Here is a 24,570-nt window from a genome sequence, read left to right as displayed (position 1 = left end):
AATAGGGCGGGTAAGGGCGGCGCGCATTGTGATAGGGCTACATTGGTGAATTCGAAGAAGCCTCGCCTGTCGGAAGCGATCCGCGTGGCGCTCATCGGCGCCGTCGCGACCGTGGCCGCCGCCGTGATCACCGTGGCCTTCACGATGTCCGACGGGCAGGAGGCCGCGCCGCCACCGTCCGGCCCGCCGACCGGCGCTTCTTCATCCCCGGCCGCCGCGCCTTCGCAGGTGTTCTCGCTGGTCGACCAGCCGCCCGTCTCCGACGACGACAAGGAATCGTGGCAAGAGCAGCCGCTGGCGGTCAACGGGAAAACCTATGACAAAGTGCTTTCGACCTCGCCCTGCTGGCTCAATGACCACTTCAGCGTGACATTCCTGGCAGGCAAGAAATACACCCGCCTGACCGCGTCCGTCGGCATCGCCGACACCTCGCCCGTCCCGCGCCCGCTGAAGTTCTCGGTTCGGGCCGACAACCGGACCGTCTACACCGGTTCCGCCGGGCTGGGACAACTCAGGGACGTGGACGTGGACATCCGGGACGCCATCCAGGTCTCGATCGTCGTGAGCACCACCAGCACGCAGCAGTGCCACGGCGACACCGTCGGCGTCTGGATCGACCCCCAACTGCGCTGAACTGCCCTCATACCGGGCAGCACGCCCCCGTCACCCCGCACATGACACCTATGGACGCGGTGAGTGATGTCATGGATACTCAGCGTGTCAGGCCCTCTCGCCCCTGCGGACACTCCCTCCACAGCACCGCATTCGCCGGCGTGCTTCGTGCTGCCCGGAGCGTGCCCGCCAGGGGACGGTAACAAGGAGAAGCACATGCAGTTCAAGAAGCTCCTGGCCCTCCCGCTCGCCGCCGTCGCGGCCGGGGCGTGCGTGACCGCGGTCGCCGTGGCGAGCACCACGTCGGCGTCCGCCACGACGGCCGTCCAGTCGGCACTGCCCCCGGGCTACCAGATCGTCACGCTGCCGAACGCGAACGTCCCCAACTTCCAGCGCCGCACGCTGTACTGCCCCGGCGGCAAGAGGGTCCTGGGCGGCGGCGCGGAGGCCCGCGGCAACCGGGCCATCCTCGTCGGCTCCTTCCCCACCGACGACGGGCGCGGCTGGATCGGCATCGGCCGCCAGGACGGCTACAACGACGTCGGCATCAGCGTCTTCGCCATCTGCGCCGACTGACGGTGATCTGAAAGCCGCCGGGCGGCCGAGACGGATCTCGGACGCCCGGCGGCGACCCGCACCGATGCCGGGCGTCCGGCGAGATCCTCTCCCGCGGCACCCCGCGAACTACGGCGGCGCGTCACCAGTGCACTTTGACCGCGACCACGTCAGGCGGGAATGTGTACGACATGCCCTTGCTGACGATTCCGGCCGGATTCTTGCATTCCTTGTCGTAGTAGACGCTCACGTGATTGAAGGTCCCGCCTTCCAGCCGGTTGGTGACGGTGAGCGGCGGGATGAAGCGCGAGTAGCACGTGTGGTTCGGCGGGTCGAAGATGGGGTCGCCGTTGATGGTCAGGACGCCGTCCTGCGCGTGTGCCGGCGCCGGGAAGAGGATCATGCCTCCCGCGAGGAGAAGGGCCGTCAGAAGTGAGCGACGCTTGCTCGTCATACTGCCTCCTTGATGCGCTCGCCCCGGAAGGGCAACGTCATGTGAGCGTACGAGAGCAGACAGTGACCGGCCAAGTGGTTTTGGCACCGGCGGCGGCCACGTCCCCAGGCGGCAGACGCAAGGCGCCGCACATCACTCCGGACGAGCCCCTTCGGCGGGCCGCCGTGGTCAGCGTTTCTGCCTGCGCCGGTCCCATCTGTTCGGGTGACGGACGACCACGCCGCCGGTGCCGCCGCTGCCGGTGATGCGGAGCCGCGGCGTCCCGGGGAGCCGCTCCGAGGTGGTCTTGTCCTTGAATCCGCCGAGGCCCTGATTCATCTCCGAGGCGTCCGTCACCGCCCACCCGTCCGGGACGACGATGGTGACGCCGCCGGTCTGGCCCTGCGCCTCTATCGCGATCTCGGGCAGCCGGCATTCGGTCTGGGTGAAGTCGAGCTTGACGCTGCCCATGCCGCCGTACACGGTGATCTGCGCAGGGACCCGCCAGCGTCCGGTCCGTGACTCGCCGTTCATCCCGCCCTTGAGAACCAGCGGCTCCACCGGCTTGTCCTGCGGCAGATCGGCGGTGAGGGGCGCCAGGTCCGCGTAGGTCTTGGCGTTCAGCGCCAGATCCAGCCGCACTTCCAGTTCGCTGACGTCGAGTCGCCCTTCGGCCACCGCGGTGTTCAGCCGCTCCACCACGGCTTCGCGCTCGTCATGTGAGACGCGTAGCTGATCAGGGCGGAAGGGGGTCGGCTGCTGGTTTTCGCCCATGGTGTTCGCTTTCGGATTGGGGTGAACCGTTCCTCGGGTTCCGGGGAGATGACCACCATATCCTCCCATGACGGGGATGATGAGGCTCTGAATGATCATGGACCAGGAGATCGACGGAACACGACATCAAAGCGATGCCTTGACGCTTGTCCGTGACGTCGCCGGCGATCGTAGGATCGTCGGCGTGGATCTGGACGACATCGCCGCCCGGCTCGGCGTACCCGTAGCGGACGTCGCCCGCGTGCACCGGCTCGCCGGTGACGGGCCGTCGGCTCCGTTGCCCGCCAAGGCCGACGTACCCGCGATCCTCGAACGGCTCGCGGTGCGGCCGGAGGACGCCGCCGAGATCACGGCGGGCTGGCCCGACCCTGACTCCCCGTTGTGGACCCCGGAGCTGCGCTGGCTGCTCGACCGGTCGATCGCCCTGGTCCGCGCCGATCTCGGGGGCCACGGCTGGCTGCCCCCCGGTCCGGAACTGCCGCGCGAACGAGGCCCCGCCTGGCGGCATCTGTACGTCTACGCCTACCTGGCCCTGGCCGGCGTCGTCACCGGATACCACCGCGACCACGGCATCGCCGCCGACGTGTCATGGGCGACCCTCGCCGACCTGGGCCGCAACCTCGCGATCGACCGGCGGATGCGCCGCGAGGGCTGGCCGGTCATGCAGAGCTGGCTGACCCTGCACGCACGCGGCGGCCTCTACGAACTCGGCCGGCTGCAGCACCAACGCGGCGCCACCGCCATCGACCTGCACATCCCCGAGTCGGGGCCGATGACCCCGGACGCGGTCGAGGCGTCACTCGACGAGGCCCGCGCGTTCTTCCCGCGCCACTTCCCCGACGAGCGCCCCACCACGTTCTCCTGCGGCTCGTGGCTGCTCGACCCGCAACTACGGGAGTACCTGCCCGCGGACTCCAACATCGTCCGGTTCCAGCGCAGGTTCGCACTGGACCCCTACGAGGAACCGGAAGGGCAGGACGCCGACGTCGAGGTGCTGCGCTTCGTCTTCCGCACCCTGAGCACCCCGCTCGACCGGCTGCCGCGCCGCACCGTGCTCCAGCGCGCCATCGTCGATCACCTGAAGGCCGGCCGCCACTGGCAGATCCGCCGCGGCCACTTCCCGATCTGACCGGACCGAGACACCCCCCGCGTGCCCGGCGAGATCGTCCGTCCAGCCCCCCGGCGGGGTGTGGTGCCCCCGCCGGGCGGCTGACGCCTCACCGACGTCAGGCCGGATTGCTGGCGAGATCCTCTCGCCCCGCGCCCTCGGCACCCTCGTGCGCGCGGGGAGCGGTGCCGGCGTGGCGCGGCCCGTGGTCACGCTTGCGGGTCACCACCACGTACAGCGTCGGCACCAGGACGAGGGTGAGCAGGGTCGAGGAGATCAGCCCGCCGATGACCACGATCGCCAGCGGCTGCGAGATGAACCCGCCAGAACCGGTCACCCCGAGCGCCATCGGCGTCAGCGCGCAGATCGTGGCCACCGCGGTCATCAGGATCGGCCGCAGCCTGCGCCGGCCGCCCTCGATGACCGCCTCCACCACGCCCATGCCCTGGTCGCGGTACTGGTTGATCAGGTCGATGAGCACGATCGCGTTCGTCACCACGATGCCGATCAGCATCAGCATGCCGATCAGCGCGGGCACGCCCAGCGCCGTGTCCGTCGCCACCAGCAGCCCGACCGCGCCCGTCGCGGCGAACGGGATCGACACCAGCAGGATCAGCGGCTGGATGAAGCTGCGGAACGTCGCCACCATGATCAGGAACACGATCGCGATCGCCGCCAGCATCGCCAGGCCCAGGTCGGAGAAGGCGTCGGCCTGGTCGGCCGACACGCCGCCGATCTCGTAGGAGGCGCCGGCCGTCAGGGCCAGCCCGTCCAGCTTCGTGGTCAGCTCCTGCGTCACCGCGCCCAGGTTGCCCGGGTCCACGGCCGCGCCCGACACCGTCGCCGAGCGCTCGCCGTCGATCCTGGTCACCTGCGTCGGCCCGGCGACCTCGCGCACGTCGGCCACCGAGGACAGCCGCACCATGCCGGCGGCCGTGGGCAGCCGCAGGTCCTCGATCGCCTTGATGTTCTCCGGCGCGTCCGCGCCGCGCAGCACCAGGTCGCTGGCCCGGCCGTCCAGCGTGATCTGGCCCAGCGGCGCGCCCCGGAACGCCTGCGCCACCGCCTGGCCGACCTGCGCCTCCGACAGGCCCCGCTCGGCGGCCTCCGCGCGATCGACGACCACCTCGACCCGCGGCGCGCTGGTCTCCAGGTTCGACGACAGGTCACGCAGGCCGCTGACCTCGCCCATCGCCGTCTTCACCGCGTCGGTCGCGGTGCGCAGCGTCTCGGCGTCGGGCGCCCGGACGATCACCTCGATGGAGTCGGAGGCGAACCCGCCGCCGCCCGCCCCGCCGACGGTGACCTCGCCGACCCCCGACAGGCCGTCGATCTTGTCGCGCAGCTCCTGCTCGACCTTCGCCGTGTCGGCGTCCTCGGCCAGCGTGACGGAGTACGAGGCGCGGTCCGCGCCGCCACCGACCGCGCCGCCGCTCATCGCGTTGCCGCCGCCCACGTTCACCTGGTACGTCTCGACGCCGTCCTGGCCGGCCAGCACGGTCTCGACCTTCTCGGCCGCCGCGTCGGTGGTCTTCAGGTCGGTGCCCACCGGCATGCGCTGCGACAGCGACACCGTGTTCTGCCCGGAGGAGTCCAGGAAGTTCGTCCGCAAGCCCCCGGCCAGCCCCATCGTGCCGACGAACACCGCCACGCCGATGAGGATCGTCACCAGCTTGAAGCGCGTGGCGAAGCGCAGCACCGGCAGGTAGGCCCGCTGCAACGGCGAGCGCAGCTCCTTGGCCTCGGCCTCCTCACGCTGCCTGCGCGCCTCCTCCGGCGTCAGCTCCGGAGCCTTGAGGAACCAGAACGCCAGCACCGGCACCACGGTCAGCGACACCACCAGCGAGGCCAGCAGCGCCACCGTCACCGTGATCGCGAACGGGCTGAACAGCTCGCCCACCATGCCGCCCACCATCGCGATCGGCGCGAACACCGCCACCGTCGTCAGCGTCGAGGCCGTCACGGCGCCCGACACCTCACGCACCGCCGCCAGGATCGCCTGCAGCTTCGCCTCGCCGTAGGCCAGGTGGCGTTTGATGTTCTCCAGCACCACGATCGAGTCGTCCACGACCCGGCCCACGGCGATCGTCAGCGCGCCCAGGGTCAGCATGTTCAGCGAGTGGTCGCCCACCCACAGCGCGATCAGCGCGATCACCACCGACAGCGGGATCGACACCGCCGTCACCAGCGTCGAGCGCACCGACAGCAGGAACACCAGGATGACCAGCACCGCGAACACCAGGCCCAGCACACCCTCGGTGGTCAGGCTCTCGATCGACTGCTCCACGTACGGCGCCTGGTCGAAGACCACCGACACCGCCGTGTCCGACCCGTCGCCCAGCGCCTTGGTCAGCTCGGGCAGCTTCTCGGTGATGGCGTGCGAGATCGCCACCGCGTTGCCGTCGGGCACCATCGTCACCGACACGCCCAGGCTCGTCTTGCCGTCGGTACGGGTGACGGTCGTGGCCTCCGCCAGGCCCTGCGTGATCGTCGCGACGTCGCCCAGCTTGACCGGCTTGGGCGGCGCGGGCTGCTGCGGCACCGCCTGCGGCGGCTGCGCCTGACCGGTCTGCGGCCTCCCCTGTGCCTGTGCCTGTGCCTGAGCTTGGGCCTGGGCGGCCTGCGCCTGCTGGGCCTGGGCGGCCGCCTGCTGCTGCGCGGCCGTCGGCTGGGCCGGCGTCAGGTAGAGGTTCTTCAGCTTCTCCAGCGAGTCGACCCGCGAGCCGACCTGCACCGACAGCGACTTCTCGGCCGTGACCAGGGTGCCCGCCGGGATCGGCGTCCCGTTGGCCCTCAGCACCTCGGGGATCTGCGCGGCCGACACGCCCCGCTGCGCCATCTTCTTGGCGTCCGGCTTGATCGTGACGACCTCGTCGCGGGTGCCCGTGACCGACGCCTCCCGCACGCCCTCGACGCTCTGCAGCTCCGGCACCATGATGCGGCGCAGCTTGTCGGCCATCGCCCGCTCGTCGCCGCCGTCGCCCACCGCCAGCACCATCACCGGGATGTCGTCGGTGCTGCCGGCCACCACCTGCGGTTCCACGCCGTCCGGCAGCGTCGCCCTGCTGATGGCCTGCTGCATCTTGTTCAGCGAGGACTCGATGTCGGTGCCGTAGTCGAAGGCCACCTGGATCTGCGCCAGGCCCTCCTTCGACGTCGAGGTCATCTGCTCCATCCCGGCCAGCCCCTGGAAGGAGTCCTCGATCGGGGCGGTGACCTGGTCCTCGACGATCTCCGGCGAAGCGCCCGGGTACACGGCGACCACGAACGCGCCGGGGAACGACAACGACGGCAGCAACTGCTGTTTCAGTTGCGGGATCGTGAACACGCCGAACGCGCTGAGCACCAGCGCCATCAGGATCACCAGGCTCCGGTTGACCAGGCTCAACCGAGCAAATGCGGTCATAGGGTCCCCCTCCAAGAGTTCGCCACAGACTAACACTTTGCCTTGCGCGAATATTTAGATCATTCAAGCGTTCCTGATAACCTTCTCAGGAAGCGAGAGGTGAGCGTGAGCAACGAACGCGAGGACCTGATCCGCCGGATCACCGACACACAGCGGGGCCTGGGGCGACTGTTCGCCCAGCATCAGTCCCCCCTGTTCACCTCCAACCTCACCATGAGGCAGCTCAAAGTCGTCATGGTCCTGTCCGTGAGCGGCTCCGCCTCGGGGCAGGACCTGGCCCACAACCTCGGCGTCGGCCTCGGCACCGTCACCGGCATCGTCGACCGCCTCGTCGCCCACGGGCTCGTCAGCCGCCATGAGGACCCCCACGACCGCCGCGTCCGCCGCGTCGAACTCACCCCCGCGGGCGCCGGCCTCATCGAGGAGATCAACAACGCCGGCATCCAGCAGTACCGGCGCATCATGGAGCACCTCGACACCGAGACCCTGCGCACGCTCGACCACGTCACCCGCACCATCCGTGACGTCGCCTGCGAGCTCGCCTCCACGGAGACTCCAGCAAAGACTCCAGCGGAGACCCCGGCGGGGAGCCCGGCGGGGAGCCCCGCGCGCGCCACCGGCGACGGCTGACGCGACCGGCACGTTGGCGACAACGACCGGCCCGCCGCACCGGTTCCCATCCTTGTCGCCTGATTTCTCCCTGTGGGGAACGTCACCGGAACACCGCGCGAACAGCCGGGGGTGGCGCGCCCCGGGCCGCCCATGCCACACTCACTGTTATAGAACTCTGTGGAGAGTTATAGAACGAGGTGAGTGAGATGAGAGTCGCTCCGCCCAGGCGCGAACCCGTCCCGGCGACCGGGACGATGACCGAACCCCGGGCCCGGGGCCGCTTCGGCGACTACGGCGGCCAGTACGCCCCGGAGTCCCTCATCCAGGCGTGCCGCGAGGTGGACGAGGCGTTCCGCCAGGCACGGGAGGACCCCGGCTTCCGCGGCGAACTGGCCGAACTGCTCGCCCTGCACGCCGGGCGGCCGACCCCGCTCACCCCGGCCCGGCGGCTGTCGCAGGACCTGGGCGTGCGGCTGTACCTCAAGCGCGAGGACCTCACCCACACCGGATCCCACAAGATCAACAACGTGCTGGGCCAGGCCCTGCTGGCCACCCGGATGGGACGGCGCAGGCTCATCGCCGAGACCGGCGCGGGCCAGCACGGAGTGGCCACCGCCACCGCCGCCGCGCTGCTCGGGCTGGAGGCCACGGTCTTCATGGGCGAGCGCGACATCGAACGCCAGTCGCTCAACGTCTTCCGGATGCGCATGCTGGGCGCCGAGGTGATCCCCGTCACCACCGGCAGCCGCACCCTCAAGGACGCCACCAGCGAGGCCATGCGGCACTGGGTGGGCGCGACCGGCGACTCCCACTACTGCGTCGGCTCGGTCGTCGGGCCCGACCCCTACCCGTGGATGGTCAGGGAGTTCCAGCGGGTCATCGGCGACGAGGCCCGCGCCCAGTGCGCCGCCGAACTGCGGACCGGCGTGCCCGACCACGTGGTCGCCTGCGTCGGCGGCGGCTCCAACGCGGCCGGCACCTTCGCCGGCTTCGCCGACACCACCGCCCGCTTCGTCGGCGTCGAGGCACAGGGCGCGGCCGGAGCGGCCCGCGGCAAACTCGGCGTCCTGCACGGCTGCCGCTCCCTGTTCCTCCAGGACGACGACGGCCAGATCGTCGAGGCCCGCTCCATCGCCGCCGGGCTCGACTACCCGGGAGTCGGCCCCGAGCACGCCCACCTGCGCGACCTCGGCCGGGCCCGCTACACCACGGTCACCGACCAGGAGGCCGTCGGCGCGGCCGTCCGGCTGGCGCGCACCGAGGGCATCGTCCCGGCCCTGGAATCGGCGCACGCCCTGGCCTGGGTGATCCGCGCGGCGGGCGACGGCGAACTGCCCGCCGGATCGACCGTCCTGATGACGCTGTCCGGCCGGGGCGACAAGGACATCTCCACCCTCAAGGAGCTGCTGTGACGAACATCGCGACCACGGGCCCGGTCGAACAGCACCTGCGCGCCCGCCGGGACACCGGCCGCCGCCTGCTCATGCCGTACGTCACCGGAGGCGTCACAGCCGGCTGGACCCGGTACCTGGCGGCGTTCGCCGCGGCCGGCGCGGACGCGATCGAGGTCGGCCTGCCGTTCTCCGACCCCACCCTCGACGGCCTCACCATCCAGCAGGCCAGTGAGACGGCGCTGGCCCGGGGCGCGAGCACCCGCCGGATCCTCGCCGACCTGGCCGAGACCGGGGACGTGGGCGTGCCCCTGGTCGCCAGCACCTACTACAACCTCGTCCTGCACGACGGGCCCAAGGCGTTCTGCGCCGCGCTGCGCCGCGCCGGCGTCACCGGCCTCATCGTGCCCGACCTGCCGGTGCACGAGGCGGACGAACTCGCCGACGTGGCCGCCGCCTCAGGCGTCGACCTCGCCCTGCTCGCCTCACCGGCCACGCCGGAACCCAGGCTGGCCGAGATCGCGCGCCGCAGCCGCGGATTCGTCTACGCGGTGTCGCTGATGGGCACCACCGGCGAACGGGCCACCCTGCCCGCCTCCGCCGCGGAGCTCACCGCGCGGATCATGCGCGGCACCGACCGGCCGGTCTTGCTAGGATTTGGCATCTCCACGCCCGACCAGGCGCGGGAGGCCGGCCGGCACGCCGACGGGGTGGTGGTCGGCGCCGCGGTCATGCGGCGCGTGCTCGACGGGGCGGGGCCCGACGACCTGCGAGCCTTCCTCGCGACCCTGCGACGGGCCCTCGACCAGGAGTGACGCACCACGATGAGCCCCGACGCCGGGCACGAGGCGAGATACCGCGCCATCGCCGCCGACCTCGCCGCGAAGATCCGGTCGGGACACTACACCCCCGGCGAGGCCCTGCCCCCGCAACGGGAGCTGAGCGCCTCCTACGGAGTCACCCTCATGACGCTGCGCCAGGCGTTGCGGGAGCTCAGCGACGAGCGGCTGATCGTGCAGCGGCCCGGCAAGGGCACCTTCGTCGCCCCGCCCCACCTGGCCTACCAGCTCGGCTCACTCCGCAGCCTGGCCGACGACCTGCGCGAACAGGGCCACGACGTACGCACCGTGGTGACCGGGCGGGCGATGCGCCGGGCCCCCGCCCGCATCGCCGCCGAACTGCGGCTGCCTCCCGGCGAGAGCGCCCTGCGGCTGGAGCGGGTCCGCGAGTTCGCCGGACGTCCCGCCGTTCACCAGGTGTCCTGGGTACGCCAGCCGGTGGCCGACCAGATCCGCGAGCGCGACTTCACCGCCGTCTCCCTCTACACGGCGCTCGCCGAAGCGGGCGTGGCGGTCGGCCGGGCGTCGGAGGTGGTCCGGCCCGGCCTGCTCGACCCCGCCGCCGCGCGCCGCCTGCACGAGCCCGAGGGCAGCGCCGTACTGGTCAGCACCCGGATCACCTACACGCCCGACGGCGTTCCCGTCGTGTCCGACCACGCCACCATCCTGGGCACCATGATGGAGATCCGCACCGAACGCGCCGCGACCGGCCTCTCGCTCGCCTGGCGCGCCACCAGCTAGCACCGCCCTTGACGTTGCCGGTCGTGCGAGTCCCGGCGACGCCGGCGGCCGGCCGCGAGCGCCCCGTCGCCGTCGGGGTGGAGGGTGAGGGTCTCATTCACGGGGTGGGCTCGGTGCGGCTCGCCGGGTGTTCCGTTGTCCGTGTCGCCGGTCGGGCGGACCCGGCGCCTTTACATTGTAGATTTCTGGTTCAGGCGGGACAGCACCGGCGGCAGGTCGCCCTCGTGCACCACCGTCAGGCGGCGGGTCGCCCGCGTCACCGCCACGTACAGGTCCTGGCCGCCCATCGGCGACTGCCCGATGATGCCCGCCGGATCGACCAGCACGACCGCGTCGAACTCCAGCCCCTTGGCCTGCCCGACCGTCAGCACCGCCACCGGCGCGTCCAGGCCGGCCCGCGGGAACAGCCGCGCCACCTCCGCGTGCCGCGCGTCCGGCGTCAGCACGCCCAGCCGGCCCTGCCCGTCACCGGCCCCGATCTCCGCCAGCTCGCGCGCCGCCAGCTCCGGCAGCCGCTCGACCGGCAGGCGCAGCGCCCGCGGTTCGGCCCCGCCGTCGCGCACCGACTCCGGCGGCTCCTGACCCGGCGCGAACGCCCGCAGCACGTCCGCCGCCACCCGCATGATCTCCACCGGCGTGCGGTAGTTGACCAGCAGCCGCTCCTCCCGCCAGCGGCCCGCCAGGTGCGGGTCCAGCACCTCGCCCCACGAGCGCGCGCCCGCCGCCGAACCCGTCTGCGCCAGGTCGCCCACCACCGTCAGCGACTTGGCCGGCACCCGCCGCAGCACCATCCGCCAGGCCATCGGCGACAGCTCCTGCGCCTCGTCCACGATCACGTGCCCGTAGGCCCAGGAGCGGTCGGCCGCCGCCCGGTCGGCCGTGGTCAGGCCGAGGCCGTCGTCGGCGTGCCGCTCGGCCAGCACGTCGGCCTTCTCGAAGACGCCCTGCTCGGCCACGCCCGTCGAGTACAGCACCTCCCGCGCGTACAGCTCGCGCTCGGCCCGCTCCTCGCCGGCCTCCCTGGTGGCCACCCGGCGGGCGGAGTCGTCCTCGCCGAGCAGCTCGGCCGCCTCGTCCAGCAGCGGGACGTCCCCCACCGTCCAGGGCGCCTCGCGCGGGCGCACCAGCGTCCGCCAGTCCAGCTCCGGCGGGCAGGCCGCGCGCAGCGCCTGCGGCGCGGACAGCAGATCGGCCACCAGTTCCCGGGGGGTCAGCTCGGGCCACAGCCCGTCCACCGCGCGGCGCACCGCCGGCTCGTCCCACAGCCGCCGCGCGGCCAGCTCCAGGTCCAGGTCGTCCAGGTCGCCCTCCAGGTCGAGCGGCTCGCTCAGCTCCGGCTCGCCCTCGATGACCAGCTCCTCGATGCGCAGCGACTCCTCCAGCGCCCGCGCCTCGGCCCTGGCCAGCTCCTTGAGCATCTCGGTGACGTACAGCTTGCGCGCCATGTTGTGCGTCAGCCGCACCGCGCGGGCCCGCTCGCGCAGCCGCAGGCAGCTCTCGCGCGGCACCCGCAGCCGCAACCCGTCCAGCTCCACCACCAGGTCCTCCCGCGGCACCGGCCGGCGCAGTTCGAGCGCGGCGGCCACCACTCCGGCCATCCGCGCGTCGCCCTTGACCACCGCGGTCGCGGGCGCGTCGGCGGCCACCGCCCGCACGCCCGGGAACATCTCGCCCACCGTGGTCATCACCACCTGCGTCTCCCCGAGGGCCGGCAGCACCTGTCCGATGTACCGCAGGAACATCGGGTTGGGGCCCACCACCAGCACGCCGCGCCGCTCCAGCGTGTCGCGGTGGGTGTAGAGCAGGTACGCCGCGCGGTGCAGCGCCGCCACCGTCTTGCCGGTGCCCGGACCGCCCTGCACCACCAGCGCGCCCTGCAGCGCGGCCCGGATCACCCGGTCCTGCTCGGTCTGGATGGTGGCCACCACGTCGCCCATCCGGCCCGTACGCCCCCGGCGCAGCGCCGCCAGCAGCGCGGCCTCGCCGACCAGCGTGCGCCGATCGCCCTCGCTCATCCCCTCCAGGTCGAACACCTCGTCGTCGATCCCGACGACCACCCGGTCCTTCAGATGCAGGTGCCGCCGCCGCACCAGCGTGCCCGGGTCGGTGGCCGTGGCCACGTAGAACGGCCGCGCCGCCGGAGCCCGCCAGTCGATCAGGACCGACTCGTGCGCCTCGTCGCGCAGGCCGATCCTGCCGATGTACGCGCCGCTGCCCGACGCGTCGTCGATGCGGCCGAAGCACAGCCCGCGCTCGACCGCGTCCAACTGCGCCAGCCGGCGGGCCTGCTCCGAGGCCAGCACCTCCCGCTCGACCCGCGCCTGACGGGTGACCGCGACGCCGCCGCCGGCGTACACCTCGCGCAGCGTCCGCCGCGCCTGTTCCCTGGTGGCGTCGAGCCGGCCGTACAGCCACGACACGGCGCGCTGCTCGGTGTCAAGGGCTTGCGCAAGACCATCTTGACGATTAGCCATTTGCTGGTATACTCCTAACTGGAGGTCTTGAACGCTCGCGTCAGATTATTGGGTAATGTTCGAGCTTAGACCGGCGCGCGGGAGCGCGCAAACTCCCCCTTCGCCCGTCTCCAGCGCTCAGTGCTTGCGGAACAGGGCCGACAGCAGCACAGGGGAGCCGAAGAGCGGGCCGCCCGGCGGCTGCTCGGCCATCGGGCGCAACTCCACCTCGGCGTAGTCGGAGAACAGCCGGCGCAGCTCCTCCGGCGTGTAGGCCAGGCCGCCGTGCAGCTCGCCGTCGCCGTACAGGTCCTCGTCGTGGCGCTCCGAGCCGATGCCGCCGGCCGCGAAGCACGTCAGCCCGAGCAGCCCGCCCGGCGCCAGCACCCGTTCCAGCAGGGCGCGGTAGCTGACCCGGCGGTGCGGCGGCAGGTGGTGCAGGCAGCCGGAGTCGTACACCAGGTCGTACGGATGGTGCGATTCATCGAGATCTCCGGGAAGAGCGGCGGGGACACCGCCGATTCTACGGCGATGATCTTCCGTCGTCCCAGGTCAGAGGGCAGGTCGGGGCCGTCGCGGCGGGCGCGGAGACAGCCGGTGACGGGTCGTTCGCCGCGCCCGTCACCTCCCCCTCGAAGGCCGATCCGGCGGCGCGCACATGGCGGCGCGCGGGCGGGCACGGGCCTTCCAGCCATTCCCCCGCACCCCTCCCGCGTGGGCCTGGGTGTGGCCTTGGTCACGGCCGCGCCCCCCGTCGGCGTGCCCGCGGGCGGCGGGGTGCTAGCTTGACGCTTCATGTCCGACTACCTGCGGGAGCTGTTCTCCCTTCACGGCCGGCGCGCCCTGGTGACCGGCGGGAGTTCCGGCATCGGGTACGCCATGGCCGAGGCGATCGGCCGCGCCGGGGCCGAGGTCGTGCTCGTCGCCCGCCGGCGCGAAGAACTGGACAAGGCCGTCGCGCGGCTGCGCGGGCACGGCGTCACCGCCTCCGCCATCAGCGCCGACCTCGGCGAGCGCGACGACGTCCGGCGGGTGTGCGAGAGCGGCGGCGACATCGACATCCTGGTCAACGACGCCGGCAACAACATCCGCAAGCCCATGGCCGAGCTGACCGCCGACGACTACGAGCGCACCATGGCCGTCAACCTCACCGCGCCGTACCTGCTCGGCCAGCACCACGGGCCGAAGATGGCCGGGCGCGGCTGGGGCCGCATCATCAACGTCGGCTCGCAGCAGTCGATCAGCGCCTTCGGCGACAGCGGTGTCTACGGCGCGGCCAAGGCCGGCCTCGCCGGGCTGACCCGCTCGCAGGCCGAAGCCTGGTCGGCGGCCGGGGTGTGCGTCAACACGATCATCCCCGGCTTCGTGCTGACCCCCCTGACCGAGCCCGCCCAGGCCATCCCCGGCCGGGTCGAGGCGCTGGCCGCCCGGCACATGGCGGGCCGCAACGGGGTGCCGCAGGACTTCGCGGGCGCGGCGGTGTTCCTCGCCGGGAACGCCTGCGGGTTCGTGACCGGGCAGATGCTGTTCGTGGACGGCGGTTTCGCCGTTCACTGACCGGCCCCGCGCCTTTACATTGTAGATTCATTTGCGGCGGAACTCCCGCACGCCCGCGCCCTCGCCCCAGGCGGTGATGACCAGCTCGTTGCCCCGCACCCGTGTCCACACCACCTCGGCCAGCTCGATCCGGAACAGGTGCGAGCCGGCGTCGGGCAGGTCGAAGGCGGCCAGCGCCCCGGGGTCGGTGATCTCGACCGCACGCCCGGAGAGCTTCAGGTCGCCCTCCCAGGAGGACGGGTCGTCGGGGTCGGGGGCGCGCGAGGTCACGTGGATCGCCATGCGCGGGTCGCGGCGCAGGTCGGCGGCCTTGACCGCGCCCGGCATGGAGCCCGTCCACAACTCGCCGTCGCGCACGCTGGTCTCGGTGCCGCTGACCCGGGGCGATCCGTCGGCGCGCAAGGTCGCCAGGACCTTGTGCGGGTAGCCGTCCATCAACCGCCGGGCCGTCTCGCCCAGCTCCGGCGCGTGCCGCTGAAACTCCTGCCATGAAGCCATGGCCCTCATCATGGCGGGCGCGACCGACAGAATCAGCCCGTTCCTGAACCGCGATTTACAAACCCGGTCCGGGCTCGCCAGGTGATCCGCACGTTCCTCCGCCTACGCGGTGGACCGTCCGGCCTGGCTGCCTCTGCGGGGCGCGTGGGATGATCGGCGGGCATGCCCACGATCGTCAGAGAGGCGGACACGTTGCCAGAGCAGCAGGCGCGACCCGTGCCCGGGACCGGCACCCCCCTGGAGGCGGTGACGCTCGGCACGTCGTCGCTGGGCCGTGACCCCGGCGGTGAGCGGCTCGCGCGGGCGCTGGTGTCCGGCCGGTTCCGGCAGCTCGACACCTCCAACGCCTACGCCGGCGGGCACAGCGAGACGCTGATCGGACGGGTGCTCGGCGAGGCCGGCGGGGTGACCGTCTTCTCCAAGGCCGACCGCGACCTCGAGACGGGCGTGTTCGACGGCGACCGGGTGCTGCGCTCGTTCGAGGAGACGATCACCCGGCTCGGGGTCGAGACGCTGCCCGTCTACCACCTGCACGACCCGTTCACGATCACGGTGCGGGAGGCGATGGCGCCGGGCGGGGCCGTGCTGGCCCTGGTGTCGCTGCGCGAGCAGAAGCTGGTCGGCGCGATCGGCATCGCCGCCGCCGGCGGGACGCTGGTGGAGGACTACCTGCGCACCGACGCCTTCGACGCCGTCCTCACCCACAACCGGTACACGCTGGTGGACCGCAGCGCGGAGGACATCCTGCGGCTGGCCACCGAGCGGGGCATGACGGTCTTCAACGCCGCGCCCTTCGGCGGCGGGATCCTGTCCGGCTCGCCGCGGCACGCCGGAACCTACGGCTACCGGGAGATCTCACCCGAGTTCGGCCGGCACGTGGGGCTGGTGCGCGAGCTGTGCGAGCGGTGGCAGATCGCGCTGCCCGCGGCGGCCCTGCACTTCTCGCTGCGCGAGCCGCGGGTGCACTCCACCGTGGTGGGGATCACCTCGGTGGAGCGGCTGGAAGGGCTGGACGCGCTGGTGGACGCGCAGATCCCGGACGGGTTCTGGGACGAGCTGGCGGCACTCGGCGCGCCGCCGCCCTCGCCGGTCGACTGACGGCACGGGCACGGCCGGGCGTCAGCGCAGCCGATGGTCGAGGGCGGGGGCCAGGTCGGTCGTGGTCAGCAGCAGGGCGACGACGTACGCGACGAGGTGGTCGCGGCCGGTCTCGACGTCACCCCGCAACCAGGCCGCCAGCAGCTCCCACAGGCCGCTCACGACGGTCAGCGCGGTCATCCGCAGATCGGTCTCACCGAGCGGCACCTCGTCCAGCAGTTCGCGGACCTGCGCGATGTAGATGTCGGCCAGCACCCCGATGATCGCCCGGCGGCGTTCCTGGAGCAGCGGGCTGGCCGGGAACTCGCAGGCGAGCACGCGGGCCCGGCGCGGGTCGGCGGTCAGGAAGTCGACGATGGCGCCGACCATGGCGGTGGTGCGGGGGCGCAGGCGGCGCGGGGCCCGCCGGGCCACGTCCTCGATCAGGCCGGTCGCCTGCGCGGCCTGGTCGTCGACCACGGCCAGCAGCAGGGCGTCGAGGTCGGCGAAGCTCTCGTAGAAGTAGCGGTCGTTCAGCTTCGCGCGCGAGCACACGCCACGCACGGTGGCGCTCGCCCAGCCGTCGGTGCCCAGCACGTCGAGGCCGGCCTCCAGGAGCGCGGCCCGGCGCCCGGCGCGGCGTTGCTCGGCCGGCACGCCGCGGTAGGGACGCATGGAGGTCCGATGGGGCGTCATGCCCACCGATTCTGCCGTATCGCTTGACGCCCGCGGCAAATCTGGTGATGGTAAACACCAGATCCGGAAGGCGGTGGACCGTGACAACGGACAATCGTGCGGCCCTCACCATGGCCGACATCGACCTGAGCGACCTGCGATTCTGGGAACGGCCCGCGCACGAGCGGGCGCGCGCGTTCGCCATGCTGCGCGCCGAGCCCGGCCTGCGGCTGTTCGCCCTGCCCAAGGTGCCGTTCATGCGCCGCGACCCGGGCGCGTGGGCGCTGGTGCGGCACGCCGACGTACAGGAGGCCAGCCGCAACCCCGAGGTGTTCAGCAGTGAGCCCTCCGCCACCAGCCCGACCGACCTGCCCCGGTGGATGGACGGCTACTTCAACTCGATGATCGACATGGACGATCCGCGGCACGCCAAGATCCGCCGCATCGTCTCCCGCGCGTTCACCCCGAAGACGCTGGCCAAGGCCGAGGACGACGTCGCCCGCCGCGCGCGGCGCATCGTGGACGAGCTGATCGAGGCCGGTCCCGGCGACTTCGTCTCCCGCGTGGCGATGCGGCTGCCGGTCGAGGTGATCTGCGACATGCTGGGCATCCCGCCGCGGGAGCACGAGCGGGTGGTACGGCTGACGAACATCGTCGTCGGCTACACCGACCCCGAGTACGTCGGCAACGCGGTGGACTACAGCAGCGGCGCGGCCCGGATCGGCCGGCTGCGCGCGGCCCGGCTGCTGGGCACGGTCTCCCTGGCCGGTTGGCAGTTGCACCGGCTGGCGGCCGAGCTGGGCCGGCAGCGGCGCGCCACGCCGACCGGCGACCTGACCTCGGCGCTGGTCAACGCCAACGTGGACGGCGAGCGGCTGAGCCCGCGCGAGTTCGCCGCGTTCTTCCTGCTGCTGGTGGTGGCGGGCAACGAGACCACCCGCACGGCGCTGGCCCACGGCCTGAAGCTGCTCACCGATCATCCGGAGCAGCGGGAGCTGCTGCTGTCGGACTTCGAGGGACGCATCGGCGGGGCGGTGGAGGAGATCGTCCGCCTCAGCGCCCCGGTGCTGTTCATGCGCCGCAACCTGACCCGCGACCACGAGCTGAACGGCCATCATCTCAAGGCCGGCGACCGGGTGACCTTGTGGTACTACTCGGCCAACCGGGACGAGAGCGTGTTCACCGACCCCGACGCGTTCGACATCACCCGCTCCCCCAACCCGCACGTGGGTTTCGGCGGGCCGGGGCCGCACTTCTGCCTGGGCGCGAACCTGGCCCGCAGGGAGATCACGGTGATGTTCCGCGAGTTGTTCGGCCGGTTGCCGGACATCACGGCGGGCGAGCCGGACCGGCTGCTGTCCAGCTTCATCAACGGCTACAAGCGGCTGCCGTGCACGTTCACCCCGCCGCCCGCCGGGTGAGCCCGGCGCGGGGGCGCGTCAGGAGCGGACGAGCCTGGCGATCGCGTCCGTCGCCTCCTTGACCTTGGCGTCGGCCTCCGGTCCGCCCTTGCGCGCGGCCTCGGCGACGCAGTGGGCCAGGTGGTCCTCCAGCAGCGACAGCGAGAACGCCTTGAGCGCGCTGGTCGCCGCGGACACCTGGGTCAGGATGTCGATGCAGTACTTGTCGTCCTCGACCATGCGCTGCAGGCCGCGGATCTGCCCTTCGACACGGCGCAGCCGCATCGCGTGGTCCTGTTTGGTGGCGCTGTATCCGGCCATGTCGGGCCCTCCCGTCCGGTTCCCCGTCATCCCGGAGAACACAGTACCCCCGTACGGTATTCCGTCGCGGGGGCGGCCGGGCTGAACGACCGGGGCGCCGCCCGCGTACCTCCTGTCGGGACGGCCGGAAGGAGGCGGGCGGGTGAGGGTGTCTGCGAGGCTCGTACGGGCGAGCGCCACGGTGACCGCCACGGTGACCGCCGTGCTCGTCGCCGGTGTGCCGGCGCTCCCGGCCGCGGCGGATCCGTCGCCCGGCCAGGTCAGGGCGCGGCTGGTGAAGCTGAACGAGCAGGCCGACCAGCTCGTCGAGCGGTTCAACCAGGCCACCGAGACCTACCGTGAGGCGCGCACGGCGTACCGGGCGCTGGACGCCGAGCTGGCCCGCGAGGGCGAGCGGGTCACGGAGCTGCGGTCGGAGCTGGCCGCGATCGCGGCGCACGACTACCGGTACGGGGAGCCGCTGAACTGGCAGCGGCTGGTGGTCGGGGGCGATCCGGAGACGATGCTCAGCCGGATGGCCGTGCTCGACCAGCTCGCCCGGGACCGAGCCGCGCGGATCGCCGCGTTCGAGCAGGCCACCAAGGGGCTGCGCACCCGCCGCGACCAGGCCAAGGACGCGCTGGACCGGGCCGGGCGGGCCCGCGACGACGTACGGGGGCGCAAGGCGAAGGTGGACAAGCTCGTCGGCGAGCAGACCCGGCTGCTGCGCGAACTGGGCGACTACCGGGCCGGGAACCCGCGCAGCGCCGGCGTCGCCTACACCGGGCCGGCCTCCGGCAACGCCCGCCGGGCGCTGACGTTCGCCTTCGCCCAGATCGGCAAGCCCTACCGGTACGGCGGCACGGGACCGGCCTCCTTCGACTGCTCGGGCCTGGCCCAGGCGGCGTGGCGGGCGGCCGGGGTCACGCTGCCGCGCACCACGTACACGCAGTGGAGCTGGGGCGCCGGGCGGCGGGTGGACCTGGACGCGGTCAAGCCGGGCGACCTGCTGTTCAGCAGGGGGCTCGGGCACATGGGCATCTACGCGGGCGGCGGCAAGATGGTCCACGCCCCGCAGACCGGGGACGTCGTCAAGGTGGTCGATCTGGACGACTACTGGCGGGGCCGCCTGGTCGGCGCCGTCCGCCCCTGACGCGGACGGGCGAGACCGGCGGTTCGCCGTGATTCTTGGCGTTCTCCCGGTGACGCACCGGTCAAGCATGCTAATGATCTGTAAGCGCCTTCCGAGCCGGCGGCCCATCCGGCGGCCCGGAGGCGATCACGGACGGAACATCCACGACCACTCATCGTCGATCGAAGGGTGTGAGACTCATCGAGACGCGTGACGGAGGAGCCTGATGCCCTACCTGACCCAGCTCGCCAACGTCGCCCGGCGCACGGGCCAGCCGGTGACCGAGGTGGCCGGCTGGCAGAGCCGCGGCCACGGGCCGCAACCGGAGGTGCAGGGCGTCGTCTGCCACCACACCGCCGGCCCGGCCGCGGGCGGCGACTACCCCTCGCTCGCCGTGGTCCGCGACGGCCGGCCCGGCCTGTCAGGGCCGCTGTCGCAGTTCGGGCTCGGCAGGTCCGGTCACATCTACGTCATCGCCGCCGGTCGCTGCTGGCACAACGCGCCTTCGACCTCGCCGCGGCACGCCAACTCCAGCTCGCTCGGCATCGAGGCCGAGAACGACGGCTCGCAGCCGTGGCCGCAGGAGCAGCTCGACGCCTACCGGCGGCTGTGCGCGGAGCTGTGCCGCGAGTTCGGCCTGCCCGCCTCGCGCGTCAAGGCCCACCGGGAGGTCAACACCGCCAAGCCCGACCCTCACTCCATCGACATGACCGAGTTCCGGGCGGCCGTCGCCGCCCTCGTCGCCGGTGCGCCCGGCCCGTCCTGGATGAAGGAGATCATGAAGGAACTGCCGATGATCCGGCCCGGTGACGACAACCACGACGTCAAGACCGTCAGGGGCTGCCTGTTCGCCCGGGGGCACGTGCCGCCCGCCGCCTACTCCGGCGTCCAGAACGGGCTGGAGGGGTGGCTGACGTCCACCCGCTGCGACGACGGCCTGGTGGAGCTGGTGCGCGGCTTCCAGCGCGCGGAGGGCATCGACGACGACGGCCTCATCGGGCCGCGGACCTGGGCGCCACTGCTGCGCGTCTGACCCGGGGGCGCGCCGGGCGGGCGTGCGAGACTTCGGGGATGGCGCGGATCGTCTTCATCGGGGTCGGTGACGTGGAGCTGACACGCCGCGTCCTGTCCGCCCTGGCTGCCGCCGGCCCGGCCGCGCTGGCGACGCTGACCGTGTTCACGCTGCTCGGCTCGTGGAACGACCTGGTCTGGCCGCTGATCGCGATCAGCGACGAGAGCCTCTACACGATCCAGCTCGGGCCGGCCAACTTCCAGGGCACCCGGCACACGCAGTGGTCGCTGCTCATGGCCGGGAACGTGGTGGCCACGGTGCCGCTCATCATCGCCTTCGTGGCGGCGCAGCGGCAGTTCGTGGCCACCATGACGTTCAGCGGCCTGAAGGGCTGAGCGCGCACCGGACGCGCGGCGGGGTCAGAACGCGGGCCGGGGGCGGGGCCGTCCGCTCAGCGTGGCGCGGATCCGGCCGCAGGAGCCGTCGAGGTGCGCCGTGAGGGCGGCCAGCGCGGCGGCCACGTCGCCGGAGCGCACGATCGCGCTCAGCTCGGCGTGGTCGTCGGCGACGGGGACCAGGTCGCGGTCGGTGTTGGTGATCTCCAGCACGGTGGCGAACAGCGGCCGGTGCAGCGCCCACGTGGCGGCCAGCCAGCGGTTGCCGCCGAGGGTGTAGAAGCCGCTGTGGAAGTCGAGGTCGGCGGCGGCGAACTTGGCCGGGTCGGGGGTGGCCGCGGCGGCGCGCATCTGCTCGATCGCCGCGTCCATGAGGGCCCAGTCGGCGGTGCCGAGGTGGGCGATGGCCTCCTTGACGGCCAGCCCCTCCAGCGCGCCGCGCAGGGAGTAGAGCTCGACGAGGTCGCGGTCGGACAGGCCGCGCACGAAGACGCCGCGTTTGCGCGTCTCGACGAGCCCCTCGATCTCGAGCTGGCGCAGGGCGTCGCGGACCGGCCCGCGGCTCACCCCGAAGCGCTCGGCGATGCGGCCCTCGACCAGGTGGGTGCCGACGCTCAGCTCGGCGCGCACGATGAGCGAGCGGAGCTGGGCGAGCAACTGATCGCCCAGTGGTGGATGACGCAACGGATTGGTGATGGTCACCGGTTCTCCTCTCGGGTTCCACCCGCCTGGAGCCTAACGCGCCTTCTTGCATACGGTCAACGTTAACCGTTGACGGTTAACCGCCTTTCGAGCGCTGGTGGCCGGGTACGTCATGCCGGGCGCGCCGGTGACGATGTTCGCGGTGCTCAAGGCGCCGGAGTCCTGCCGGCGCGACCTCACCGACACCGGCACGTCCGTCCGCTGGCCGCGGCCGGGGGCGGGGCTGCGCCGCCCCCGGCCGGGCGGCTCAGTCCTGCGCGGCGGGGCGGCCCAGCGGCACCGGGCCGGGCCGCTCGCAGGTGCTCCGCACGTCCACCGACCGGCCCGAGTGGGCCGAGGCGAGCAGCGACTCCATCACGTCGAGCACGTGGAAGGCCAGCGTGCCGCCGGCCCGGGGCTCCCGTCCCTCGGCGAGGTCGATCAGGCCGACGCCGCGGCCCGCGTCGGCGTACCCGGCCGAGACCGGGAGCGGGCTCGAGCCGTCGTCGCCGAGCCGGGTCAGCAGCACCTCGCCGTCGAAGCGGTTCGGGTCCGGCACCACGAGGGAGCCGCGCTCGCCGTGCACCTCGATGTTCGGGGCCCTGGTCGCCACCGCGTCGAAGCTCATCACCAGCGTGGACAGCGCGCCCGACGCGTGCACGAGCACGCCCGTGACGTGGGTGTCCACGGTGACGGGGATCTCCTCGCCCTGCCGGGGACCCGAGCCGATCGTGCGCTTGGCCCGCGGCCGGCCCGCCGCGCCGATCACCGTGGCCACGGGGCCGAGCAGCGTCACGAGGCTGCTGACGTAGTACGGGCCCATGTCCAGCAGCGGCCCGCCGCCCGGGACGTAGTAGAAGTCGGGGTTCGGGTGCCAGCGCTCGTGACCCGGCGTCACCATCGTGGCGGTGGCCGCCACCGGCCTGCCGATCAGGCCGTCGTCGATCGCCTGGCGGGCGGTCTGCGTCCCGGTGCCGAGGACCGTGTCGGGGGCGCACCCGACCCGCGTCCCGGCGGCCCGGGCCGCCTCCAGCACCCGCCGCGCGTCCGCGCCGGTCGCGGCGAGCGGCTTCTCGCAGTAGACGTCCTTGCCCGCGGCGACGGCCAGCAGCGCGATCTCGGCGTGCGCGGCCGGGACGGTCAGGTTGAGCACGGCGTCGATCCGCGCGTCCGCCATCAGCTCGGCCACGCTCAGCACGTCGATGTCCTGGCCGGGCCGCCGGTACGGCCGCACCGCCGCCTGCGCCCGCTCCGGGTCCAGGTCGGCCACCGCCACCAGCCGCACCTGCGGCAGCCGGTCGATGGTGCGCAGGTACTGGGCCGAGATGGCCCCGCAGCCGACGATGCCGAGGTTCAGCGGCTCGCCCACAGCAGTCCCCTCTCGATGATGGTGCGCACGCTGTCGTGCTCCAGGACGTCGAGGCTGTGCCCCGGGGTCGCGACGAAGATCCGTCCCTTGCCCCAGCGGCGGGTCCAGACGGCGGGCGAGGTGACCTCCCGGTGCCAGGGGTCCCACGGGCGCACCTGCTGGGTGGTGGTCGCCAGCACGTCGATGTAGTCGTCGGCGAGCACCCAGTACTGCTCGGTGACGAGGTCGAAGTCGCCGATCCCCTCGGTGATGGGGTGGGTGGCCGCGGCGGGCAGCATGTTCACGGTGTAGGGGACGAAGTTGTGCCGCTCGGTGCCCGCGTCCTCGTCGCCGGGGTGCTTGCCGGGGTGGCAGGCGAACTGCCCGCCGATGAGGTGCAGGTAGTCGGAGGAGTTGCGGTAGGAGTCGGCGATGCCGCCGTGCCAGCCCGCCATCCCGGTGCCCGCCTCGATGGCCGCCCGCAGGCCCTTGAGCTGGTCGGGCTCGATGGCGCCCATCGTGTAGCACTGCACGACGAGATCGACGCCGGCCATGTACGCGGCGTCCGCGTAGGGCTCAGGGCCGTCGGCCAGCCGTACCTCGAACCCGTTCTTCTCCAGGAAGGGGACGAAGAGGTCGGTGGCCGCCACCGGGGCGTGCCCTTCCCATCCGCCCCGCACCACGAGGACGTTACGCCGGTGCTCGCCCGTCATGCGTTTTGCCAATCGCTCGATGAACCCTAAATCGGCTGTGTTCCGCCAAAGCCACAAAAGCGGCACACTCCGCTAATTGTGTCTGAGTTCGGCGGAAAACTCCCGTGCGTTTTCACCGATCGGGCACGAGCCGGAACCGGGCCTCCCGGCCGCGCGCCCGTCTCAGGACGCCGGCGAGCCGAGCCGGTGCCGAGTGTGCCCACCGCGCGCGGCCGGCAGCCTCGGCACCGCCGCCACCAGCTCCCGCGTGTACGGGTGGCGCGGCGCGGTGAACACCTCGTCCACCTCGCCCTCCTCCACCACCCGGCCGTCCTTCATGACCAGCACCCGGTCCGCGACGTGGTGGACGACGCCCAGGTCGTGCGAGATGAACACCATCGCGGTGCCGTACTCGGCCTGGAGCTCGGCGAGCAGGTCGAGCACCTGGGCCTGGATCGAGACGTCCAGCGCGGAGACGGGCTCGTCGCAGACCAGCACGTCGGGGCGGGGGCCGAGGGCGCGGGCGATGGCGATCCGCTGCCGCTGGCCGCCGGACAGCTCGCGCGGGTGCCGGCCGGCCGACTCCGGGGGCAGGCCGACGCGGGCCAGCAGGTCCAGCACCCGGGCCCGGCGCTCGGCCCGTGGCAGCCGCAGCGGCTCGGCGATCAGCCGGCCGGCGGTGTGACGGGGGTCGAAGGAGTCCAGGGGGTTCTGGGAGATGAGCTGGATGCGGGGGCGGCGGGGGCGGCGCTCCCGCTCCCGCAGGCCGCTCCACGGCTCGCCGAGCAGGGCCGTCCGGCCCGCGTCGGGCTCCAGCAGGGCCAGCAGCAGCCGGGCGAGCGTGGTCTTGCCCGAGCCGGACTCGCCGACGATGCCCAG

25 protein-coding genes are annotated in these 24,570 nt (G+C 72.5%); 13 read left to right on the top strand and 12 right to left on the bottom strand.

Translation table 11 applies throughout. The features are described 5' to 3' along the window. The first annotated feature begins 45 nt into the window (after positions 1-45). Entirely contained in the window at positions 46-633 is a 588-nt protein-coding gene (locus FAF44_RS30725; protein WP_237106800.1) for an NPCBM/NEW2 domain-containing protein, read from the top strand. Between the two features lie 195 nt (positions 634-828). Next, positions 829-1,188, top strand: coding sequence for a hypothetical protein (locus tag FAF44_RS30720; RefSeq protein WP_237106799.1), 360 nt, complete (start codon positions 829-831; stop codon positions 1,186-1,188). A 121-nt stretch (positions 1,189-1,309) separates the two neighbouring features. On the opposite strand, the gene FAF44_RS30715 is transcribed toward FAF44_RS30720, so the two are convergent. Continuing rightward, a complete protein-coding gene (locus FAF44_RS30715; RefSeq protein WP_237106798.1) occupies positions 1,310-1,621 on the bottom strand; it encodes a hypothetical protein in 312 nt (103 codons plus the stop codon). Between the two features lie 168 nt (positions 1,622-1,789). After that, a complete protein-coding gene (locus FAF44_RS30710; RefSeq protein WP_237106797.1) occupies positions 1,790-2,473 on the bottom strand; it encodes a DUF1707 domain-containing protein in 684 nt (227 codons plus the stop codon). Between the two features lie 85 nt (positions 2,474-2,558). On the opposite strand from FAF44_RS30710, the gene FAF44_RS30705 reads away from it, so the two are divergent. After that, positions 2,559-3,503 (top strand): acyltransferase domain-containing protein, encoded by a 945-nt coding sequence (locus FAF44_RS30705; RefSeq protein WP_237106796.1) that lies wholly within the window; start codon positions 2,559-2,561, stop codon positions 3,501-3,503. A gap of 97 nt (positions 3,504-3,600) precedes the next feature. Here FAF44_RS30705 and FAF44_RS30700 read toward each other — a convergent pair whose 3' ends face one another. After that, complete coding sequence (locus FAF44_RS30700) at positions 3,601-6,888, bottom strand: efflux RND transporter permease subunit (RefSeq protein WP_237106795.1); 3,288 nt, start codon at positions 6,886-6,888, stop codon at positions 3,601-3,603. Positions 6,889-6,987: 99 nt separating this feature from the next. Here FAF44_RS30700 and FAF44_RS30695 point away from each other — a divergent pair, with 99 nt between their 5' ends. The 4 genes from FAF44_RS30695 to FAF44_RS30680 all read left to right on the top strand — a co-directional run bounded on the left by FAF44_RS30695 (position 6,988) and on the right by FAF44_RS30680 (position 10,471). Beyond that, positions 6,988-7,518, top strand: coding sequence for a MarR family winged helix-turn-helix transcriptional regulator (locus tag FAF44_RS30695; protein ID WP_237106794.1), 531 nt, complete (start codon positions 6,988-6,990; stop codon positions 7,516-7,518). A 236-nt stretch (positions 7,519-7,754) separates the two neighbouring features. Next, complete coding sequence (gene trpB / locus FAF44_RS30690; protein ID WP_368857778.1) at positions 7,755-8,912, top strand: tryptophan synthase subunit beta; 1,158 nt, start codon at positions 7,755-7,757, stop codon at positions 8,910-8,912. Next, the gene (gene trpA, locus FAF44_RS30685; protein WP_237106792.1) at positions 8,909-9,706 is read left to right on the top strand and encodes a tryptophan synthase subunit alpha; all 798 of its coding nucleotides are present in this window, start codon (positions 8,909-8,911) and stop codon (positions 9,704-9,706) included. Before trpB ends, trpA begins: the two co-directional genes overlap by 4 nt. 9 nt (positions 9,707-9,715) lie before the next feature. Continuing rightward, entirely contained in the window at positions 9,716-10,471 is a 756-nt protein-coding gene (locus FAF44_RS30680; protein ID WP_237106791.1) for a GntR family transcriptional regulator, read from the top strand. 170 nt (positions 10,472-10,641) lie between these two features. Here FAF44_RS30680 and FAF44_RS30675 read toward each other — a convergent pair whose 3' ends face one another. Together FAF44_RS30675 and FAF44_RS30670 are read right to left on the bottom strand one after the other, a co-directional pair. Further along, complete coding sequence (locus FAF44_RS30675) at positions 10,642-12,945, bottom strand: ATP-binding domain-containing protein (protein ID WP_272895237.1); 2,304 nt, start codon at positions 12,943-12,945, stop codon at positions 10,642-10,644. Positions 12,946-13,062: 117 nt separating this feature from the next. Beyond that, complete coding sequence (locus tag FAF44_RS30670; RefSeq protein ID WP_237106789.1) at positions 13,063-13,383, bottom strand: hypothetical protein; 321 nt, start codon at positions 13,381-13,383, stop codon at positions 13,063-13,065. A gap of 336 nt (positions 13,384-13,719) precedes the next feature. Here FAF44_RS30670 and FAF44_RS30665 point away from each other — a divergent pair, with 336 nt between their 5' ends. Further along, positions 13,720-14,481 (top strand): SDR family NAD(P)-dependent oxidoreductase, encoded by a 762-nt coding sequence (locus FAF44_RS30665; protein ID WP_237106788.1) that lies wholly within the window; start codon positions 13,720-13,722, stop codon positions 14,479-14,481. Between the two features lie 27 nt (positions 14,482-14,508). Here the strand turns inward: FAF44_RS30665 and FAF44_RS30660 are convergent, their stop codons facing one another. After that, positions 14,509-14,979 (bottom strand): pyridoxamine 5'-phosphate oxidase family protein, encoded by a 471-nt coding sequence (locus FAF44_RS30660; RefSeq protein WP_237106787.1) that lies wholly within the window; start codon positions 14,977-14,979, stop codon positions 14,509-14,511. 162 nt (positions 14,980-15,141) lie between these two features. Here FAF44_RS30660 and FAF44_RS30655 point away from each other — a divergent pair, with 162 nt between their 5' ends. After that, entirely contained in the window at positions 15,142-16,077 is a 936-nt protein-coding gene (locus FAF44_RS30655) for an aldo/keto reductase (RefSeq protein WP_237106786.1), read from the top strand. Positions 16,078-16,098: 21 nt separating this feature from the next. Here FAF44_RS30655 and FAF44_RS30650 read toward each other — a convergent pair whose 3' ends face one another. Beyond that, entirely contained in the window at positions 16,099-16,752 is a 654-nt protein-coding gene (locus FAF44_RS30650; protein WP_237106785.1) for a TetR/AcrR family transcriptional regulator, read from the bottom strand. A gap of 110 nt (positions 16,753-16,862) precedes the next feature. Here FAF44_RS30650 and FAF44_RS30645 point away from each other — a divergent pair, with 110 nt between their 5' ends. Then, positions 16,863-18,152 (top strand): cytochrome P450, encoded by a 1,290-nt coding sequence (locus tag FAF44_RS30645; RefSeq protein ID WP_237106805.1) that lies wholly within the window; start codon positions 16,863-16,865, stop codon positions 18,150-18,152. 18 nt (positions 18,153-18,170) lie between these two features. Here FAF44_RS30645 and FAF44_RS30640 read toward each other — a convergent pair whose 3' ends face one another. Beyond that, positions 18,171-18,452 (bottom strand): metal-sensitive transcriptional regulator, encoded by a 282-nt coding sequence (locus FAF44_RS30640; protein ID WP_237106784.1) that lies wholly within the window; start codon positions 18,450-18,452, stop codon positions 18,171-18,173. A 142-nt stretch (positions 18,453-18,594) separates the two neighbouring features. Here FAF44_RS30640 and FAF44_RS55985 point away from each other — a divergent pair, with 142 nt between their 5' ends. The 3 genes from FAF44_RS55985 (at position 18,595) to FAF44_RS30625 (ending at position 20,970) form a co-directional block, all read left to right on the top strand. Next, positions 18,595-19,584, top strand: coding sequence for a C40 family peptidase (locus tag FAF44_RS55985; RefSeq protein WP_237106783.1), 990 nt, complete (start codon positions 18,595-18,597; stop codon positions 19,582-19,584). 205 nt (positions 19,585-19,789) lie between these two features. After that, complete coding sequence (locus tag FAF44_RS30630) at positions 19,790-20,596, top strand: peptidoglycan recognition family protein (RefSeq protein WP_237106782.1); 807 nt, start codon at positions 19,790-19,792, stop codon at positions 20,594-20,596. Positions 20,597-20,634: 38 nt separating this feature from the next. Next, on the top strand, positions 20,635-20,970 hold the full coding sequence (locus tag FAF44_RS30625) for a hypothetical protein (RefSeq protein ID WP_237106781.1): 336 nt from the start codon (positions 20,635-20,637) through the stop codon (positions 20,968-20,970). A gap of 24 nt (positions 20,971-20,994) precedes the next feature. Here FAF44_RS30625 and FAF44_RS30620 read toward each other — a convergent pair whose 3' ends face one another. The 4 genes from FAF44_RS30620 to FAF44_RS30605 all read right to left on the bottom strand — a co-directional run. Next, on the bottom strand, positions 20,995-21,672 hold the full coding sequence (locus FAF44_RS30620; RefSeq protein WP_237106780.1) for a GntR family transcriptional regulator: 678 nt from the start codon (positions 21,670-21,672) through the stop codon (positions 20,995-20,997). A gap of 247 nt (positions 21,673-21,919) precedes the next feature. Next, a complete protein-coding gene (locus FAF44_RS30615) occupies positions 21,920-23,020 on the bottom strand; it encodes a Gfo/Idh/MocA family protein (RefSeq protein WP_237106779.1) in 1,101 nt (366 codons plus the stop codon). Further along, complete coding sequence (locus FAF44_RS30610; protein WP_237106778.1) at positions 23,005-23,679, bottom strand: ThuA domain-containing protein; 675 nt, start codon at positions 23,677-23,679, stop codon at positions 23,005-23,007. Before FAF44_RS30610 ends, FAF44_RS30615 begins: the two co-directional genes overlap by 16 nt. Before the next feature lie 195 nt (positions 23,680-23,874). Continuing rightward, on the bottom strand, positions 23,875-24,570 hold a 696-nt coding region (locus FAF44_RS30605; protein ID WP_237106777.1), incomplete at its 5' end, for an ATP-binding cassette domain-containing protein.

It is taken from the genome of Nonomuraea sp. MG754425 (genome assembly GCF_021699195.1).
Lineage (GTDB): Bacteria > Actinomycetota > Actinomycetes > Streptosporangiales > Streptosporangiaceae > Nonomuraea.
This window is presented reverse-complemented; position numbering and strand designations above follow the sequence as displayed.